The sequence below is a fragment of the Luteolibacter arcticus genome (genome assembly GCF_025950235.1).
GTDB lineage: Bacteria > Verrucomicrobiota > Verrucomicrobiia > Verrucomicrobiales > Akkermansiaceae > Haloferula > Haloferula arctica.
In genome coordinates, this window is record NZ_JAPDDT010000003.1 from 280,046 (window position 1) to 298,993 (window position 18,948).

Genomic DNA, 18,948 nt, shown 5'->3' on the forward strand with positions numbered 1-18,948 from the left:
GACCGCCGAAATGGGTGGCAAGGCTTGCGGGAACGGCCCCGGCATGTATTTTCCGCGCCATGAGCAAGCCCGCACCGAAAATCACCGCCTACCTCAAGACCTTCTGCGGCTGGAGCGAAGGCGTCCGCGCGATCATGCGGAAGTACGATCTCGAGTTCGAGGAGAAGGACATCATCAAGAATCCCGCCTTCCGTTGGGAAATGGAGCAGCGCAGCGGCCAATCGCTGTCGCCCTGCGTCGAGATCGACGGCACCATGCTGCCCGACATTTCCGGCGACGAGGTCGAGGCATGGCTGACCAAGAACGGCTACTTCGAGAAGAACGAAGCCGCGGCTGACGCGCCGACAAACTCCGCCTGCAGCGACGAACAGCACGAGGCAATGGCCCGCGGCGATTTCAAGTTGCCGGGCAAGATCAAGTTCCTGGGCTGAGCCTCTGGGTTTTCAGCGTAGGCGCACTGGTGACAGTGCGGAGTGGTCCCTTGGAGCCGACTCCTCCCGTGCTTCCGCGTTGTCACCAACGCGCCTACCTTCCACCTCCCCGCCTTTGGCGTAGGCGCACTGGTGACAGTGCGGAGCGGTACCCGGCAGCCGACTCCTCCCGTGCTTCCGCGTTGTCACCCACGCGCCTACCTTCCACGTCCCCGCCTTTAGCGTAGGCGCACTGGTGACAGTGCGGAGCGGTCCCTTCAAGCCGACCCGCCCCCGTGCTTCCGCGTTGTCACCAACGCGCCTACCGAATGAGAAGCCCTACGAAAACAACGCCCGCACCATCTCCACGCTCTTCTTTCCAGGGAGAACACTGAGCTCCATCTGGTTCATCACGTACGTGAAGCTCACGCCACTCTCGGGATCCCCAAGCGCATGGCTACCGCCCGCACCAGGATGGCCGAAGGCGTGAACCGACGGCCCATAAAGCTCCCGGACCTTCTTCCCCGATGCATCCAGCGGATCGAGCTGGCAGCCGCAGGAGAAAGCCGTGGGCTGCATCAGCACCCGGTCATCGCCAGTAACGCGGACCTGCGAAAGCGCCTGCCGCACGCGATCATTCAGCGGGCTCTCGATCGCGCCGATCGCCGCCTGATAGAACTTCCCCAAGGCCGAGGCCGTCCCCACGCCACCCATCGCCGGCAGGCCGGCCGACCATGCCTTCGGGTCATTCACGTCCTGCACCGATCTCAGTCCGGCAGGCGAGCCAAAGGCCCGGCGCGTCACGGTCCCCTCGGTATTGAACTCCTTGTAAAAGCCATCCTGCATATCCTCCGCAGATGCCTTGCCCGGATAAAGCCGGGCAACCCGCGGCCACTCGCTTTCCGGCAGGCCGATCCAGAATTCTAGGCCAAGCGGAGCGGCAATCGTCTCCTGCCACACCGCCCCAAGCGGCCTCCCTGTTAGACGCCGCACCGGCTCTTCCACCAAGGCCCCGAAAGTCCGCGGATGGTAGCCGTGCCCCTCGCCCGGTCGCCAGGCAGGAGCCTGCGCCTCGATCGCCGCGACAACCGCAGCGTGATCCCAGATCAGCGCGCGTTGATCGAGCGCGGCCAATCCACACTGATGGGAAAGCAGATGCGCAAACGTAGCCTCCGCCACGGGAAACGCCGGCCACACCTCGCGCACCAGCGTGTCCGGGCCGAGGCCCTTGGCATCCAGCGCGAGCAACAGCGTCGCCGCCGCCGGCCCCTTCGTCGCAGAGTAAACCGGCACCAAGGCGTCCGCAGTCCAAGCGCGCGTCCGTTCCTTTTCGCACCAGCCTTCCGCGGCCGACAGGACTTCCTCGCCGCGCCACCAGACGCTCACCGACGCGCCGATCTCACCGCGGCTGCGGAAGTTCTCTTCGAAGACGGACAGCAATTCACCGAGCGCGGACGGAGACACGGCCGATGGCGTGAACCAAGCAGCCGGGCTTGGCAACCGCTCAGAGCCTGAAATCCTCGCCGAGGTAGTACTTCCGCGCCACCGGATCATTCACCAGCACGTCCGAGTCCCCTTCGAGGATCACCCGGCCGTCGTGGATCAGGAAAGCGCGATCGACGATCGACAACGTCTCACGCACCGAGTGGTCGGTGATCAGGATGGTCAGCCCATCCCGCTCGCGCAACTCACGCACGATGCTCTTGATGTCTTCCACCGCGATCGGGTCGATGCCGGCGAACGGCTCGTCCAGCATCAGCAACCGCGGCTCCGTGCACAGCGAGCGCGCGATGGCGAGGCGCCGTTTCTCACCACCGGAAAGCGCGATCGCCTCGGAGTTGCGGACCTTGGTGATCTTGAAGCGCTCCAGCAGTTCCTCCGCACGGGCCTTGCGCTCTTTCTTCGAGAGCCCCGGCCGGGTTTCCAACACCGCGAGTAGGTTCTCGAAAGCGGTCAGCTTGCGGAATACCGACTCTTCCTGCGGCAGGTAGCCGAGGCCGAGACGCGCCCGACGATGCATCGGCATCCGGGAAATGTCGGTGCCATTGAATTGCACCGAGCCCGCGTCCGGCGGGATCAGGCCGGCGATCATGTAGAAGGACGTGGTCTTGCCAGCGCCGTTCGGGCCTAACAGGCCGACGATTTCACCGGGGCAGACCGCGAGGCTGACGCCATCGACCACGGCACGGCCACCGTAGCACTTGCGGAGGCCGGTGGCGGTGAGGAGCCGGTGGCCGTTCGAGGAGGAGGGAGATGACATCGATCGGTCAGCGGTTCGGTTGCACCTGCTTTGGCTTATCCTGCTTGGGCTTCTGATTCTTCTTCGGGTCGTCCTTCTCTGGCGTCTTCACGTTGAAGGTGGAGTGTCCCCCTTGGTTCTCAAAGAGCACCTTGGTCAAGTTGCCGTCATCGTCGGTGTAAACGAGGATGTAAGCGTTGGGTCCGTGCGCCTGTCCCCTCATGCCGTCTTCACCTTCCTGATAGACCCACGGCGAACCGCCTTGCAGGAGGATCTGGTGCTTCTCGAAATCGTAGACCACGGTGTGTGCGGAGGCTTCGACCGGCGCGTCCCCTTCTCTTCCGGACTTGTAGCGAATGCGAACGGCTGGCCCGGTGGCGACCATGCGCTTGATGTCGCCAAACTTGCCGCCTTTTCCACCCGCGTCGAGACCGGCGGCCAGTTGGGCTGCCTTCACCTTTTCCAGTTGTTCGGGGGTCGGCGCAGTCTTCTGCCCCTTCGTGGCCTTCATCTTCTCCAGTTGCTCCGGCGTCAGTTGGGTAGCGGGATCGAGAGGCTTCTCCGCGGCAGGGTCCCCCGGCTTCTTTTCCGTCGGCTGCGGCGTTGGCGTCGTCTGCTGCGCATCCTTGGCAGCCTTGGCCGCTGCCATTTTCTCCAGCATCTCCGGAGTCACCTCCTTCGGCGGGGCATTGGGATCCACGCTAGCAGTCTTCTCATCCTTCTGCGGCTCCATGAAAATCTTCACCTCGCTCGCACCGCTCAGGTCGAGCTCGGGATTTTTCACGGTCACATCGCCGAGGAAAATCAGCAGGCCTTCCTCCGAGTCGAAATAGGCACCATCCTTGGACTTCACCACGGTGTCGTTCGGGTCGTCGAGGGCAGGCGGACGCGGAACATCCGGCAAGACGCCCGGTGTCGGCGCGGCCATCACGCTGGCCAGCGAGGCCGCCTGCAGGAAGCTGTTCATGGTGATTCGGGCATCCTCGGACTTGGCCTTCACCGCCCCGAGTTCCTCGTCGGCAGCCTTGGTGCCTGCATCATGCTGGGAGGCGCGGCTCGCCTTTTCCGCAGCCAGTTGGTCGAGTTCGACCTGGGACAGCCGGGCCCTGGCGAAGCGCTCGGTCGTGGTAGCCGCGGGAGCGGCCGGAGTAGTCGCCGGCTGGGCCGGAGCGGCTTCCTGAGCAGTGGCGGCAGCCATCATCATGGCTCCGGCCGCGAGGGCGCGTTGGGCGGGAGAGGCATTCATGGAAGTTCGCTTGTCGGTGGTTTTGGCCACCGCCGTGACGGGGCCGTGCAGGAATCCACGGTTGTTCTTGGTGTCGAAGGCCAAGGCGGATCCGTCGACTTTCAAATCGTCGGAAACAAAGGAGACAGGCTCCTCCGAAGTGAGCAGGGAGATCTTTTTCCGGATCTCGAGCAGCGCTCGCGACATGGCGATGTTGCCCTTCAGCGTGCGATCGGGATTGAAGAAGCGGATGCGCAGGTCATTGATCTTCACCTTGTCGAGCACGGCGACGGTCTTCGGCTTGCCGGTCTTGGCATCCATCCGGGATTCCTCCCGCGTGAAGATGGTCAGATCCCCGGCATTCACCGAGGAGGTCTGGTTGTTCTTCAGATCGTAGCTCGGCAGCACCACATTCTTGAGGATGCTGCCATTCGGCAGCAGTCCGCCGGAAAACAGCCCGCCCGATTCATCCGCCGACTCCTCACCGTCCGTCTGCGGGACGCGTTCGGGGACAGTCGTCTGCGCCGTGGCGACCGCTAGCCCGAGCGCCGCTCCCATCAGGCTGACGACGAGCGGGCCGGGCAGGGAGAATTTCGAACGCAGGGGGCGGAGGGGCATAGGCGGGGCGGATCAGATCAAGCGCCGTGCGCAGCGTGGTGAATGGCGACCAGTCGGACGAGCAAGTCCTCCAGAAATTCGAGAGGAATTTGATTCGGTCCATCCGAAAGCGCGTTCGCCGGGTCGGAGTGCGTTTCCATGAAAATGCCATCGATGCCGGTGGCGATGGCCGCACGGGCCAGGACCGGAGCGAGTTCGCCATCGCCGCCGGTCGTGCCACCGAGGCCGCCGGGGCGCTGGACCGAGTGGGTGGCGTCGAAAATGACCGGCAGGCCTTCCTTCCGCATCCAGTAGAGCGAGCGCATGTCGGCCACCAGGTTGTTGTAGCCGAAAGTGGTGCCGCGCTCGGTGATCAGGAAATTCCGGCATTCGAAGGAGCGGAGCTTGTCGGCGATGTTCACCGTGTCCCACGGCGCGAGGAATTGGCCCTTCTTCACATTCACCGCGCGGCCGGTCTTGGCCGCGGCCTCCAGCAGGTCGGTCTGGCGGCACAGGAAGGCCGGTATTTGCAGCAGGTCGATGTGTTCCGCGGCGATCTCCGCGTCCTGCGGGCTGTGGACGTCGGTGGTCACCGGCACGCCCAGCTCTTTCCCGATCTCGCCCAGAATCCGGCAGCCTTCCTCGACGCCGGGGCCGCGGAATGACTTCACCGAGGTCCGGTTCGCTTTGTCGTAGGACGCCTTGAAGAGGTAGTTGATGCCGGTGCGCTTGGCGATTTCATCGATCGAGCGGGCCATTTCCCACGCGAAGGACTCGGACTCGAGCGCACAGGGACCGAGGATGAAAAACGGGGCCGGCCCGCCCACGGGGACGCTGCCAATTTGGAAGGGTTCGAAGGACATGATTGAATCTTAAGGAGGCGAAAATAATCCAAACGACCGTTTACCCGACGGATTTCTCGTATAGGGGACGCAAGTTGGCAAGAGCGGTCGTGAGAAGTTTTTCCTCAATCTCCGTCAAATTCCCCGCGGTCTTGGCGGCGAGCATCTCCAGCGAATCGAGCACGGACTTGGCCGCGCGCAAATTGATCGTTTTTTCGCCGGTGCCCGGGTGCGGGATCTGGCCGAGGAAAAGTCCGGCATTCTGAGCCTGGAGGATGACGAATTCGTTGAAGCGGGGATCGGCGGCGGCCATGGGGGAAAGGTGGGGAAGCAGCCAATGGCCAAGCGAGCGGAAAATCCGCATCCGGGGAAGGAAGCTTGGCACCGGGGGCCAATCCGGTAGCGTGCCGCCCCCGCTCACCCATGGATCCCGATTCCCTCAGCCGCCGCTTGCTTGGATCCGTCTCGAGGGACTTTTTCCGCCCGCTATCCCGTCCCTCCGCGGCCATCTACATCGATTGCGCCGACCGGATCGCGGATATCGCCGGCGATTGGGGCCGTATCCCGCATACGGACGCGATCGCCCTGGTCCGCGAAACGCTGGCCTCCCACCCGGAAATCCTGCTGGCCGAGGACGAGGGCGCCTCGCTGCGGGATGCCCGCCAGCGCGCCGGGCAGCTCTTCAACCGCCTCTGCGACGCCGGCTGGCTGGAGGACCAGCAGCTCGGCCTGCACGAACGCTGGACGCTGGTTTCCCCCGGCCTGCGCCCGCTGCTACGTCTGCTTCGGGAGCTGGCGGAGGAGGAAATCGCCGAGCTGACGACCTTCGCCGACACGGTGCGGGGGGTGTGCGAGACCTTGGAGCGGCCGGAGGTGCTGCACCCGGCCTTCCGCACCACCGACGAGCTCCGCGCCACGGTCACGGACCTCAACTCCCGCCTGGAAAGCGCCGTGATCCAGCTCCACGGGGTGGAAAAGCTCATCTCGATCTTCGACCAAAGGCAACGCGCCAGCGAGTCCCCTGCCGAAACGCTGCGGCTGCTCTACGCCGAGTTCGGCACCGGCCAGCACATGGTCTGCTACGACGCACTTCGCCGGAATGGCCTGCTGCCGCGTTTGCAAGTGGCTCGCACCAAGGTGGCCGACTTGCGCGATCAGGCGCTCGTGAAGGAGCGACTCGCCGAGGGCTTCGCGGCCCACTATGGCTGGCATCCCGATGAAGCCTACTCGCGGGCAGAGCGCGCCCTGCGCGATCTCGAGCGGCGGCTCGCTTCGATCCGCCTGGTGGCGGACGCCATCGACGCCCGCATGGCCGGCTTCAACCGCCTCTCCCAGCAACGCTACAGCTACCAGACCGAGTTGCGAGGACGCCGGCCGGAAATCGTGAAGTCCTATTGCGATGCGATCAACGCGGCCCACACCGGGAGCAAGCTGGCATCCTTCCGCGACACCGCCCCGGATTTCACGCCGATGGTTCCGGAGATGCGCTGCTTCTACGGCGTGGAATCGCTGGCCCGCACCCGCCGGGTCCGTGCCGCCGCCGATCTTTCCTTCGGTGGAGGCGACGGTCCGCGCGACGACGAGGACGACACGCTCCAAGCCCTGAAGGAGCGCCAGCGACTGGCCCTGACGCCACAGCGCGCGGCGCGCCTCGTCGCCCGCCTGCTGGATGAAGTCGCGGCCAGCATCGGCACGGAGACGATCAAGTCCGCCAGCATCGATGACGTGCTCGATCTGCTCGCCACCGCCGCCTACGACCACGCCACCATGGCGGATGGCCGGGTGCTGCGCTGGGCCGCCGATGGCCCGCGGCGGCTGGATGGCCTCGAGCCCGGCGCGATCCCCATGGACGAGCAGTCCGACTGGACCATCGAACGATTCACCCTCACCCGCCAAGCATGAGCGATTCCGATCCCTACTGGCCGCGCTTTTGGCCGGATGTCCCCGACTCCGACCGCGCCCCGCTGCGCGAGATCATGGCCGAGCTGCTCGGCCGCGGCACTTTGCTCGGCACGGATGGCAGCGGCCGCGATCTCTTCCTGCTGGCCCGCGATCACTATCAGGAGCATCTCAAGGACTACCTCGCACCACTCGGCCTGGAGCTGATCGTCGATGACGACTTCTACCTTTTGCAAGCGCGCCCCCGCCCCGAGGCATGCCTCCTTCTCGCGCAGTTCACGAAGGACGAGACGCTCCTGCTGCTCGTCCTTTGGCGTGCTTGGGACGACCACCGCACCACGCGCGCGGAGCAGTCCGTGATCATCACCGTGGATGACCTGTGGCAGCGCTTCAAATCGACCTTCGAGAACATCGAGCCGCCGGAAAAGACCCACGTGGAAAACATGCTGGCCCGGATGAAACGCCATCGCCTCGTCCGCACCCAGCGGCCGGATCCGAATGCGCCCATCGGTGAAACCTTGATCGAAATCCTGCCCAGCCTCGCGCGCACGATTCCCTTCGACTCGATCGAGTCCTGGCTCGCCCGTGTCGCCCTCTACCAACCGCAGTCCACCGCGGAAGCTTCCCCTTGAGTCCTGTCATGCGTGTCCACCTCAGTCGCATCGTCGCCATCAACTGGTATGGCTACCGGGACTTCATCGATGTCTCCGGCCTCACCCTCATCACCGGTGCCAATGGCTCCGGGAAGAGCGCGTTGCTCGACCTGCTGCAATTCGTGATGCTCGGCGAATCGCTCAGCCGCTTCAACAAGGCGGCAGCCGGTGCCGGCAGCGGGCGCACCTTGCGCGGCTACTGCCTCTGCGATACGAATACCGTCGGCAAGGATGGCCAGGAGCGCTTCCTCCGGCCCAGCGGTGTGACCTTGGCCGCGCTCGAATTCGTCTGGCCGGCGACCGCTGGCGAGGAGGAGCCGCGACGAGAAACCTGGGGCGCACGCATCGAATACGAGGGCCCCACCGCCAAGCCGCGCACGCTTTGGTTCTGCGTGCCGGCCCGCTTGCAAAAGGACGACTTCCTCGCTCCGCAACTGCTGGACGATGCGGTGGCGTTCCTTTCCGAGGAAGAATTCCGCGTGCACGTCCGCCGCGATCTGGAAGGCGATGTCTGGGACCGCCAGGCCAGCTATCTGGAAGAGATGGGCTCGCGCAGCCACCTCGGCTTCGACCGCGTCCAGATGAACAAGACCTTGCCGAACTCGATGGCCTTCCAGCCGGTCGAGAGCTTCGAGAAGTTCATCCGCGAGTATTTGTTAGAGCCGGGCTTGCCGGATGTGAAGGCGGTGCGCGCCAGCGTAGACGCCCACCGTCGTGCGAAGGACCGCTTGGACACGATGCATGACCAGCACCAGCGGCTGGTCCGGATCTGCGACCAGCACGCCGCGTATTTGAATGCTTCGCGCGAGGCAGTCTTGTTCGGGCATTTGCGCGACGCCTTGGTTCACGAGGAGAAGCGCGAGGCCTTGGAAGCCCGCCAGGCCAAGATCGAACAACTCCGCCGGCAAAACGAGGAGCAGCGCGCTGACCACGACTCGGCGATCGACGAGCGCAACGAACTCCAGCAGCAGCTCGATGCCGTGCGACTGGTCGCCGGCAATGACGCCCAGATCGCTCACCTCGCCCAAGGCCGCGCGCGCCGTGACGAGGTCGGCAAGGAGATCGACCAGTTGCGCGAAGCCGCCAAGACCGCGCGCCAGTTCCTTCACGACAAAACCCAGCACTGGAAGCAGTGGCTGAAGCACGCGGAAGAGCTGGGACTGGAAGAGCCGGAGCAGGCTGCCGGGTGGATGAAGGAGATGCAGGGCGCGGATGAAGCCCCGGCACTCGATGCCGCCTCGCGGATGGCCCGGATTTATCGTTTGTTAGAGAGCGAGGGCGAAGAGCGCCTGCGGCCGATCGAAGAGAAACTCAAGGATCAGGAAGCCCGTGAATCGCGGCTCAAGCGCGAGCTCGACGATCTGGCGAACAAGGGCAGCACGTTTTCCTCGCCCCTGCTCGATGCCTTGCGCTCGCGTGGCCAGAAGGCCGCGGCACTCGGCCGGGTGATCGAGGTGAAGCCGGAAGCCGAGCCGTGGTGGCCGCTGTTAGAGACCCTGCTCGATTCGAACCGCCAGGCCGTGCTCGCCGAGGATTTCACCGCCGCATGGGACCAAGCCCAGCGCTTGGGGCACATCGATGAGCCGCTGGTCAACACCGCCGAACTTGGCAAGGCCGGCAAGGCTGACAAGACCAAGGCCGGCAGCATCGCGGCCTTGTTCGATACCTCGCACGAAAACGCGCGGGCTTATCTCGATCATCTCTACGGCGACCTCGTCGCGGTGGAAAAAGCCAAACAGCTCGACAAGCATCCGCGCGCGCTTTCGAAGGACGGCTGGCTGAAGGATCCGCCGCTGCGCCTGCACCTCACCCCTTCCAAGGAATTCACCATTGGCGAGGAAGGCCTGCGGCGTTTGCGCACCTTGCGCGAGGAAGAGCTGGAAGGCGTGCGCGAGGAACTGTCGCGGCTGAATCGTTCACGCGACGATTGGAAGACCTGGCTGCACCGCGGCAAGCAATGGCGGCTCGACGAAGCGGATGCTCCGCCGGGCACCTCAGGCCTGCGCGACCTGCCGCGTCTGAAGAAAGAGGCGCAGGGCCTCGATGAGACAATCCGCCTGCTGGCCACGCCCGAGCGCGAGGCGACGGTCGAGAAGCTGCGGGTGCTCGACCGGACTTTCCAAGGAGTCATCGAGCGCATCGGTCGCCTGAATGGCTCGCTGTCGAAATTCGAACAGCAGGAGCGCGAGCAATTGGACGCGATCACAACCTCGCAGGAAGAAGAGCAAACCGCCCTCCATGAACGCCGCCTGAGCCGCGAACGCCTGACGGGAGTTCGCGATGCGGAGATCGAGTCCCAGATCGAGTCGGCCCGCGAGCAGTTTCCCAAATGGCAGCAGCGCATCGACGCGGTGCGCGAGTTCGCGGAGATGCAGCGCCGTGGTGCTGAGAAGGCCCGCGACAGCCGCGATCTGGAGCGCAATGCGCTGGCGGAAAAACATCCGGACACCGCCGAGTTCTTCGATCCCGCGGACGATGAGAACGGCCGCTACGACGCCCGTCGTCGCGAATTGGAAGAGCACGAACTCGAGCGCTACCGCATCGAAGCCGAAGACGCGCAGAAGCAGTGGGAAGACCGCCTGCAGCATCAGGTGCTCGATGTCCTCAAGGAGAAGCTCGACGAAGCCGAGCGCACCAAGCGCGAGCTGAACAAGGCGATGGACCACGTGATCGGCGGCATGCGCTACCAACTCTCGATGCGTGCCGACCGCACCCACAGTGCGATCTGGACCCTCGTGGACAAGGGCCTCAATCCCGCGATGGAACTCTTCGCCGCCGGCGGCAAGGAAGACATCGAGAAGGCCAAGCAAGCCCTGATGCTCGCGATCGAAAACGCGGAAGACCCGCGTCATCAGAAGGCGCTCGACTACCGCTACTATCACCACTGGGATATCCAGGCGACACCCGCAGGCAAGGGCGAAGGCTCCGCCATCTCGCTCAACAAGAGCGCCAAGAAACAGAGTGGCGGCGAGAACCAGGCCCCCTTCTTCGTCGCCATGCTCGCCGCCTTCCAGCGTGTCTATGACCTCGGAAAGAAGGACCTTCGCCGCAACCTCGGCCTCGTGGTCATGGACGAAGCCTTCTCAAAGCTCTCCGGCGACCGCATCGATGCCTGCCTCGCACTCGCGCGGAACTTCGGCCTGCAACTCGTCATGGCCTTCCCGGAAGACCGTCTGCCAACGATGATCCAGCACGCGCAAACCGTGGTACAAGCCAAGGTCGAGCGCGCCTACGACGATCAGACCGGCACCGTCACCAACATCCGCAACTGGTGCGTGCGCGTCGATCGCAAGAAACTCATCGAAGCGCTGTCATGAAGCAACTGCATCCCGCGTGGCTCGTCGAACTGCACCGTCAGTGGTTCGCAGCGCGTGGGAAGCGGCTCGATGGAAAGTCCCGCGCGTTCTCCCGCGACTGGCACCGGCTTCTCGATGACGCCGGGATCACCTCTGCCGAAGATGTCGCGACGGCGGAGCGTGAAGCGGGAAAGCTGCACGACGCGGGCAAGATCATCTTGGCGAGGCATCGCTACCGCCGCCATCTGATCGAACGCCTCTCGCTGCCCGTTTCATCGGAGGCCTGGCTGCGTGACCTCTTCACCACGGCGGCACCCGAAGACCTTCGCCAACAAAGCCTCGCTCACGTCCGGGAGGCCTCGACACGAAGCCATCCGCGGTTCCCGGACACGTGGCGGGAATGGCTGGACTCGGTCGGCACGGCATTCGAAGCGGGACGCCACGTCCGTCCGCTCGCTTGGAATCGTCCCGGTCTCGTCCTTCAGATGCTGGACCTGACCTTCGGTCTCACCGCCCGGAAGTGGCCCGAGGAAACGCTCATCCGTGAAGCGAGCGTGGAGATGGGCCATGAGTCGAAGCATCTGGAGCGCTCCCGGCGGATCGCCGAGGCCTGTTTGGCATCCATGTTCCTGAGGCCCACCTCATTGGCCGCGCTCGGGATCTTGGGAAGCCAGCCGCGGATAGAGATTGCCGGAGAACTGGTCCTTCATCTTCCCGACGGAGACGCCTTGAAGATTGACGGATTCAAGGGCTGCTATCACCTCACCACAGATCTACTGCGGGCGGTCAAGGCCACCACACCCGCAAAGAGAATCCTCACCGTCGAAAACACGAAGACCACGCTACGCAGGATCGCTTCCCTGAACGCGGACAAGGAAACCCTGATTCTCGCCTGCGCCTATCCGACCCAGGGACTGCAGCGACTGATCGAGTTGCTTCCGTCGGAGCTTCCCATCCATCACTTCGGCGACACCGACCCGGCGGGCTTTCAGATCCTCTCAAAGCTCCGCCAGGCGATCGCCCCGCGTCCCGTTGCTCCCTTCCTGATGCATCGGCGAGAGCGCAGCGAGCCCCGTCCTCTCACGACCTACGACCGGGGGATTCTTCCTGCTCTCCTCGTCGATCCTTGGCTGGAGGATGTCAGAACCCAGCTTGAGTCGATTTCCGCCAGCAACGACAAAGGCGATTTCGAACAAGAAACGTTGGGCCGCCCCGAACTCCGCGAGTGGCCCTTTTACAGAATTCATCCGGCTGCAGAACTCCCGGCCGCCGGCAGCAGGTCGCCGGATCGGCCGGGAGATTAAAATCCGGTTACCGGCTCAGAGCCCCAACAACGCCTCGATCTCGCTCTTCGAGAGGGCGCGGTCGCCGTTCTTGTTGAACTCGTCGAATTTCTTGCCGGCGGCATCCTGGTCTGACTCGCCGGCGAGGTATTCGTCGCGCGAGACCGAGTTGTCCTTGTTCGAGTCCTTCTGCTTCAGGAACTCCTTCACGGCATCGCGCTTGCGTTCCTTCTCCGCCTTCTCCTGTTTCTTGCGCTCTTCCTCCTTCTTCGGGTCCTCCTTTTCACGGGGAGCGGCTCCGATTTGTGCGGGGATGATCAGGGCGGCCAAAAGCAGGGCGATGGTGGTGGTTTTCATGGGTTTGCAGGTTTTGAGTTTGGGGATGGGACCCAAATGGGGGGAAGCCCACGGAACAGAGTCCGCAAACGCCTCGCGTTTGAATCCACAAAGGAGACCATCGGCCAAATCGGACTGAAAGGCAACGCACCGAATTCGCGAGGACGTCATGCTACCCAAACGCGTTTGAGACAAACCAAGACGCTTAGCCCGCCGGAAGCACCCGCGCTGTGACAGGCCGGGTGCCGAGTAACTTGGCCGCCGCCTGCTTCACCTCGCCCGGCGTGATCGTCTGGAAGATCGCCGCGACCTCGCGGTGATGGGTCACGGGGAGCCCGAACAGCACGTCGATGGCCGCCAACCGCGCGATCGATCCCGGCGATTGCAGGCCGAGCGCGAGGCTGGAAAGCACGGTCGCCCGCACCCGCTCGAAGGCATCCTCTGGAATGCCGTCTTCGGCGATCTTGGAAATCTCCGACACCAATTCGCGCTGGGCCAGATCGACCTGCGACGGATCGGTCGCCAGGTAGAAGCCGAAGAAGCCCGCATCGTGACCGTGGAACTGGGTCGCACCGACTTGATACGCCAGCCCCAGTTCCTCGCGGATGCGGATGAAAAGCGGCCCGGCCATGTCAGTGCACCATTCCTGGATCATCCGCAGCGCGAACCGCTCCGGCGCGAGCGCCGAGCATCCGGGATAGGCGAGCGCCAGCACCGCCTGCTTTTTCGGCAAGAACGCCTCGATCTCGAAATCCCCGCGAACCGTCGCCGACGGAGGAACCCATGGCGTCCCCATCGGCAGGCGGCCGATCCCTTCCGCGAGCACTTCCCGCGCATGGACGAGGTCGAAGTCACCGGCGAGGGCGACGACCGTATTGCTGCCTTGGAAATGTCGCGAGTGGTGAGCCGACAGTGCGAATCGATCCAGCCCCGCCAGCGAGGCCTCCGTGCCGAGCGCGTGGATCCCGTAGCCAATGCCATCGAAAAGATGCGCCCGCGCGAGCCGGAAGGCCGTCGAAAGCGGATCCTCCATCGCCTCTCGTAGCGACGCGGTCTGGCTCGCCTTCTCCCGTTCGATCGAATCGCCGTGGAAGGCCGGCTCCACCAGCACCTCCGCGAGCAGCGGCAGCAGGGTCGAAAGATCCGGCGAAAGCCCGCCCATTTGGGCCAGCAGCGCATTGTTGCCGGAGGCCGCCCCAAGCGTCGCACCGTGGGATTCGAGCAAGCCCGCCAGCTCGGCAGCACTGCGCCGCACCGTGCCCTGGGGCAAGGTGGCCGCGAACAAGGCATTCAGGCCGGCGTTCTCCGGGATCTCGGAGACAAGGCCCGCCCGCACCGCCACCTGCGCGGTGAAGATCGGCACCCGCGGATCCGGCAGCAGCGCAATGGTGGCACCGTTCGGCAGCGTCACGCACTCCGGTTCCGGCCGCACCCGCGTCGCTCGTTTCAAGGTGGCGGGAGCCGGAGCGTCCGCGGGATCGAGGATGGAGAGGCTCATCTGGTCCTCGGTCAGCCGGGCCATGGCTCGGCGGACGTCGGCAGCCGTGGTCGCCTTCAGCGCGGCCAGATACCGCCGGGTGAAATCGAGATCGCGCGCCTCGTGCCAATTCGACGCGAGGTCGGTCGCACGGCCCGAGGCGGTGGTCAGCGACTTGAATTGGCTCGCGGCGATCTGCCGACGGGCCTTCGCGAGGTCGTCATCGAGCGCCGTGCTTGGAAAATCCGCCAGCTCGGCCAGGATCGCGGCGATCAGTTCGTCGCGCTTTTCCGGCACTGCCTCGGCGGAGATGGCAAACAAGCCACCGCGCCCGGCCTGACTCCACGACCAGGCAGAAATCTCCAGCGCCAGCCCGCGCTCCTCGCGGAGGTGACGGTAGAGCCGCGCCGACCTCCCCCTTCCCAGCACCGCCGCGGCCAGATCGTAGGCCGGCACGTCCGGATGCCCCAGCGGCGGGATCTTCCACGCCAGGCTGATCTTGCTGGCGGGTACCGAGAAGGTGGCTCTCCCCCGGCGCGGCCCGAGCTGCACCGGATCCTGCGGCACCACCGGTTCCGCGCCGCTGCCGCGGGCAAATCCTCCAAATAGCGCTTCGATCTGCGCTTTCACCGCTTCCGCATCGAAGTCGCCGGAGAGACACAGGCAGCAGCGGTCCGGCGTGTAGCGCGAACGATGGTAGCCGGTCAGTCCCGGGTAGCTGATTTCATCAAAAAGCCCCCGGTGCCCGATGACCGGGTGACGCCGCGGGTCAGAGGTGAAGGCAGTCGAAAACATCAGCCGGCCCGACACGTCGTCCGGGTCGTCCAGCCCCATGTCGATCTCGCGGCGGATGACGTCCTTCTCCTTCTCAAACTCCTCCTCCGGGAGCGCCGGGGTGAAAACCATCGCGGCCAGCACTTCCAGGAAGGTGCCCAGCCCGCTCGCCGGGCCGTCGATGTAATAAACGGTGCGGTCGAAGGTGGTGTAGGCGTTCCAATGCCCCCCCGCCGCCTGCACCGAGGTGGCGAGTTCGTCCGCGCCAAACCGGCCACCGCCCTTGAAAACCATATGCTCCAGGAAGTGCGAGACGCCTGAGCCCAGCAACGATCCCTCGTGCAGGCTGCCGGTCTCCACCCACACCTGGGCGCTGATCACCGGAGCCGCCGGATCGGGATCGAGGATGACCGTGAGTCCATTCGGCAAGTGGTCGAGAGAGGCGGCTGTGGCAGGGTAGTCCATGAATTTCCGGCTTGGACGGAGAGAAATGGAGGATACACCCGTGTCATGCAACGGTGGATCGTGCTCGGCGCGCTGGTTCTCTCCCTCCTCGGGAGCGGGCTGATGTTCGGCTATTGGAAAGTTCACCAAAGTCGCCCTGACCGCCAATGGGTTCCCATCCCCTTTAATCCCGAGTCGACGCAGGAGCAGCGCGACAAGAGTGTCGAGGATCTCCGCAAGGCCCTGCTGACCGAAACCGTGCTCACCGGCATCGTCCGCGACTGCGACATCACGTCGAAATGGAAGCTCGAATCGGAGCAGGCGGCCGTCGAGGAACTCAAGCGCCGGGTGATCATCGAAGAGGGCGAAACCGTCCTCAGAGGCATCCCCACCGCCACCCTCAATATCGGCTTCAAGGGCAACGTCGGCGAACAGTCCGAGCTGAAAATGCTCGCCGAACGCCTGATTGCCGACGTGCAACGTCTGGTCACCCAAAGCGCTCCGCCCGCCCCCGCCCCCGCCCCCACTCCCTCCCCGGCCTCGACCTCCACCGAGCCGAAATTCTGAGGGTTGTCAGTAGATGTGGCCGCGGCATCGCTGTCTTGCTCGCTCAATGCCAGCTTCGAGGCGCTGCCCGCATGGCACGGCATGAAAGGCCGCGGCACCAACAAAGCCATCGACCGCGCCGCTCTGGATGAGCCAATGGTGCTCTCGGCGATGCGGAGGTTCTATCCGGAGCCGTAGCAACCAGCATCCACCGGCTACTTAAGATCGTTTCGTCGGATGCGAAGGTTTGACATCGTGCTAAGGTGGGAGTGATGCATCTCCCTCCCCGGCTCCCATGAATTTGCAGCAAGCCCTGGCATTCGGCATTCTCGGCGGGACGATGATTCTCTTTCTCTGGGGACGTCTGCGCTACGACATGGTGGCCCTCCTTGCTCTGCTCGTTTCGATCGCCTGCGGCACGGTGCCAGCGGACAAGGCCTTCTCGGGATTCAGCGATGACATCGTGATCATCGTCGCCAGTGCGCTGGTGGTGAGCGCGGCCGTCGCCCGCTCGGGCGTCATTGAGAGCGCATTGCGAAAGCTCGGCAACCGGGTGGAGAAGGTGCGCTGGCAACTCACGCTGTTAGTCGGCTCGGTCACGTTCCTCTCGGCCTTGGTCAAGAACATCGGAGCCTTGGCAATGCTGATGCCCGCCGCCTTGAAGATGGCGAAGAAGTCGGACAGCTCGCCATCGGTCTTCCTGATGCCGATGTCGTTTGGCTCGCTGCTGGGTGGGCTCATCACGCTGATCGGCACCTCGCCGAATATCATCGTCTCCCGGGTGCGCGAGCAGATCACCGGCGAGGGCTTCCGGATGTTCGACTATGCGCCGGTCGGGATCGGTCTCTCGCTCGTCGGCCTGACATTCCTCCACTTCGGCTACCGGCTGCTGCCCGCGGACCGGCGTGCCGCACCGACCATGGGAGAGGTTCTGGATATCCATGACTACACCACCGAGGCCGTGGTGGCGGAGGACTCGCCCGTGATCGGCCAGAGCGCGGCGGAATTCGTCCTGAGCAATGAGCGCGAAATCAAGATCACCGCGGTGCTCCGGGGCGAGCAGCGCGAACCGATCGCCAAGGTGGCAGGGACTGCCATCGAAGCCGGCGACATCCTCTTGCTGAAGGGTGCCCCAGAGGAACTGGAGCGGGCGATCGCACGCGCCGGACTTCTCCTCGAAGGCCAGCACCGCGCCACAGTGACGGAAACAGCGGGCAATGACATCGGCGTGGCCGAGGCGGTGGTCACGGCAGGATCGCCACTGGTCGGCCAGACGGCGGGCAAGATGGAGCTGCATGAACGCCACCGGGTCAACCTCCTCGCCATCTCGCGCGCCGGTCACCGGCTGACCCAGGGCCTGCGCGACACACGGCTGCGCGGGGGTGACGTGATCGTCCTCCAAGGACCGCTGAACGTGCTGCCCGAGCAGATGCGCGAGCTTGGTTGCCTGCCCCTGGCCGAGCGGCCGATCGCGCTCGGCAATGTTAGGAAAGGCCTGGTGCCGCTGGTGGTGTTAGGAATTGCGATGGCGCTGGCCGCATTCTCCGTGGTCCCCGCGGCGGTGGCTTTTTTCGGTGCCGCAGTGGTGGTGATCCTCTGTGGCGCTCTGCCGCTGCGGGCGGCCTACGATCACATCGAGTGGCCGATCCTCGTGATGCTTGGCGCGCTCATCCCGGTGAGCGAAGCCTTGCAAACCAGCGGCGGCACGGCCCTGGTCTCCAGCTGGCTCTCTTCAGTCGCCTCGGGCCTGCCACCATGGGCCGCGGTCGGCTTGATCATGATCGCGGCCATGGCCGCCACGCCCTTCCTGAACAATGCCGCGACCGTGCTGGTGATGGCCCCCATTGCCGCGATCTTTGCCAAGGACCTGCAGATGAACCCCGACGCCTTCCTGATGGCAGTGGCAGTCGGGGCGGGCTGCGATTTCCTCACCCCGATCGGCCACCAGTGCAACACGCTGGTCATGGGTCCCGGCGGCTATCGCTTCGGCGACTATGCCCGGCTCGGAGCCCCGCTGTCCGCGCTTGTGATCGTCGTGGGCGTGCCGCTGATCCTGCTGGTGTGGCCGGTGTGAGGAAGGATGGTTCCGATCCCTACCGCCGGAGCCAATAAAGGCCCCTGAGCAGAACAGCTCTGGGGCCTTTTCCTTTGTGTCATTGTGTGGCACGGCGCGGCTAACACGCTCAACATGAGTTGATGGAGTAGGCTCACAGGTTCGGAGTGGTGTTGTGTCTTGTTGCGTGGTGTGGCGTGACGTGGTGCAATCGCCTGAAAGCTGATCTGGAAAGCCCACCTGAAAGCTTTGACGATTGCAGCGGCGCGAGGGAAGTGACGGCGGCGGCAACCGGGAGCGAACTGGGCTTATGTAAACCGTCGTTGTTAGGCGCTCCTCGGAATGCCTCATTGCCTCCAAGGCGATCCGAATAGGAACGTTCGCATTCGCCAGCCGGGTGTTGAAGGTCATCCGCGTGGTATGAAGATCAAAGCGGCGTCCGAGTTCGTCTTGGAATGGGATGCCTGCTTTTGCGAGATCGCGCTTCAAAGGATCGAGGCCTTTGAACATCCGCAAGACCCTTTCATCAGGAGCCGCGCTCTTTGAGCGCGCCTCCGTCAACGCGTTCACAAACTCCGGGTGAAGGAAGATGATCGAGCCCTTGCGGTTCTTCTCTATGGTAGCGCGAAGCTTCAGCATGGGAATGCCGCGGACGTCACGTCCGCGATCCGTTCCCACCCACATTCCTCGGCAGGGAGGCGAAGGTAGCGCCCAAGGTTCTCGACGTGCTTCCCATCGCGCCGCTGGTTCTCCTGATCTGACAAGAATGCGTCGAACAGCATCGAGAGCGAGGCTGCCGCAGTTTCACGAATCGGGCGGCTGGGGAGAGATTTGTCCATCCCTGAGCAAGTCGGGCGACTTGGCTCTTGGTTTG

15 protein-coding genes are annotated in these 18,948 nt (G+C 64.3%); 8 read left to right on the forward strand and 7 right to left on the reverse strand.

The window, feature by feature from the left end; all coding sequences use genetic code 11:
- Positions 1–59: 59 nt before the first annotated feature.
- On the forward strand, positions 60–431 hold the full coding sequence (locus OKA05_RS09525; RefSeq protein WP_264486898.1) for a glutaredoxin family protein: 372 nt from the start codon (positions 60–62) through the stop codon (positions 429–431).
- A 318-nt stretch (positions 432–749) separates the two neighbouring features.
- Here the strand turns inward: OKA05_RS09525 and OKA05_RS09530 are convergent, their stop codons facing one another.
- From OKA05_RS09530 to OKA05_RS09550, 5 genes are read right to left on the reverse strand one after another with little or no spacing between them, the layout of a single operon-like run.
- Positions 750–1,874, reverse strand: a complete 1,125-nt coding sequence (locus OKA05_RS09530) for a serine hydrolase domain-containing protein (RefSeq protein WP_264486899.1) — start codon at positions 1,872–1,874, stop codon at positions 750–752.
- A 40-nt stretch (positions 1,875–1,914) separates the two neighbouring features.
- Positions 1,915–2,670, reverse strand: a complete 756-nt coding sequence (lptB, locus tag OKA05_RS09535; protein ID WP_264486900.1) for an LPS export ABC transporter ATP-binding protein — start codon at positions 2,668–2,670, stop codon at positions 1,915–1,917.
- 7 nt (positions 2,671–2,677) lie between these two features.
- A complete protein-coding gene (locus OKA05_RS09540; protein WP_264486901.1) occupies positions 2,678–4,492 on the reverse strand; it encodes a hypothetical protein in 1,815 nt (604 codons plus the stop codon).
- Between the two features lie 17 nt (positions 4,493–4,509).
- A complete protein-coding gene (kdsA, locus tag OKA05_RS09545) occupies positions 4,510–5,334 on the reverse strand; it encodes a 3-deoxy-8-phosphooctulonate synthase (RefSeq protein ID WP_264486902.1) in 825 nt (274 codons plus the stop codon).
- A gap of 40 nt (positions 5,335–5,374) precedes the next feature.
- Entirely contained in the window at positions 5,375–5,626 is a 252-nt protein-coding gene (locus OKA05_RS09550; protein ID WP_264486903.1) for a DUF1844 domain-containing protein, read from the reverse strand.
- A 110-nt stretch (positions 5,627–5,736) separates the two neighbouring features.
- On the opposite strand from OKA05_RS09550, the gene OKA05_RS09555 reads away from it, so the two are divergent.
- Genes OKA05_RS09555 through OKA05_RS09570 form a run of 4 tightly spaced genes read left to right on the forward strand, consistent with a single transcriptional unit; the run spans position 5,737 to position 12,465 of the window.
- Positions 5,737–7,215 carry a Wadjet anti-phage system protein JetA family protein gene (locus tag OKA05_RS09555; RefSeq protein ID WP_264486904.1) on the forward strand — a complete coding sequence of 493 codons (1,479 nt, stop codon included), beginning with the start codon at positions 5,737–5,739 and terminating at the stop codon, positions 7,213–7,215.
- Positions 7,212–7,844: a DUF4194 domain-containing protein gene (locus OKA05_RS09560; RefSeq protein WP_264486905.1), complete on the forward strand. Its 633-nt coding sequence runs from the start codon at positions 7,212–7,214 to the stop codon at positions 7,842–7,844. The genes OKA05_RS09555 and OKA05_RS09560 overlap by 4 nt, the downstream gene beginning before the upstream one ends.
- A gap of 8 nt (positions 7,845–7,852) precedes the next feature.
- On the forward strand, positions 7,853–11,182 hold the full coding sequence (locus OKA05_RS09565) for an SbcC/MukB-like Walker B domain-containing protein (protein ID WP_264486906.1): 3,330 nt from the start codon (positions 7,853–7,855) through the stop codon (positions 11,180–11,182).
- Positions 11,179–12,465 carry a Wadjet anti-phage system protein JetD domain-containing protein gene (locus OKA05_RS09570; protein ID WP_264486907.1) on the forward strand — a complete coding sequence of 429 codons (1,287 nt, stop codon included), beginning with the start codon at positions 11,179–11,181 and terminating at the stop codon, positions 12,463–12,465. The genes OKA05_RS09565 and OKA05_RS09570 overlap by 4 nt, the downstream gene beginning before the upstream one ends.
- Before the next feature lie 15 nt (positions 12,466–12,480).
- Here OKA05_RS09570 and OKA05_RS09575 read toward each other — a convergent pair whose 3' ends face one another.
- Together OKA05_RS09575 and OKA05_RS09580 are read right to left on the reverse strand one after the other, a co-directional pair.
- The gene (locus OKA05_RS09575; RefSeq protein ID WP_264486908.1) at positions 12,481–12,801 is read right to left on the reverse strand and encodes a hypothetical protein; all 321 of its coding nucleotides are present in this window, start codon (positions 12,799–12,801) and stop codon (positions 12,481–12,483) included.
- Between the two features lie 184 nt (positions 12,802–12,985).
- Entirely contained in the window at positions 12,986–15,496 is a 2,511-nt protein-coding gene (locus tag OKA05_RS09580) for a M16 family metallopeptidase (protein WP_264486909.1), read from the reverse strand.
- 45 nt (positions 15,497–15,541) lie between these two features.
- On the opposite strand from OKA05_RS09580, the gene OKA05_RS09585 reads away from it, so the two are divergent.
- From OKA05_RS09585 to OKA05_RS29285, 3 genes are all read left to right on the forward strand, one after another.
- The gene (locus OKA05_RS09585; RefSeq protein ID WP_264486910.1) at positions 15,542–16,042 is read left to right on the forward strand and encodes a hypothetical protein; all 501 of its coding nucleotides are present in this window, start codon (positions 15,542–15,544) and stop codon (positions 16,040–16,042) included.
- Positions 16,043–16,045: 3 nt separating this feature from the next.
- Complete coding sequence (locus OKA05_RS09590; RefSeq protein WP_264486911.1) at positions 16,046–16,219, forward strand: hypothetical protein; 174 nt, start codon at positions 16,046–16,048, stop codon at positions 16,217–16,219.
- 97 nt (positions 16,220–16,316) lie between these two features.
- Positions 16,317–18,095 (forward strand): SLC13 family permease, encoded by a 1,779-nt coding sequence (locus OKA05_RS29285; RefSeq protein WP_319800647.1) that lies wholly within the window; start codon positions 16,317–16,319, stop codon positions 18,093–18,095.
- The last annotated feature ends 853 nt before the right edge of the window (positions 18,096–18,948 follow it).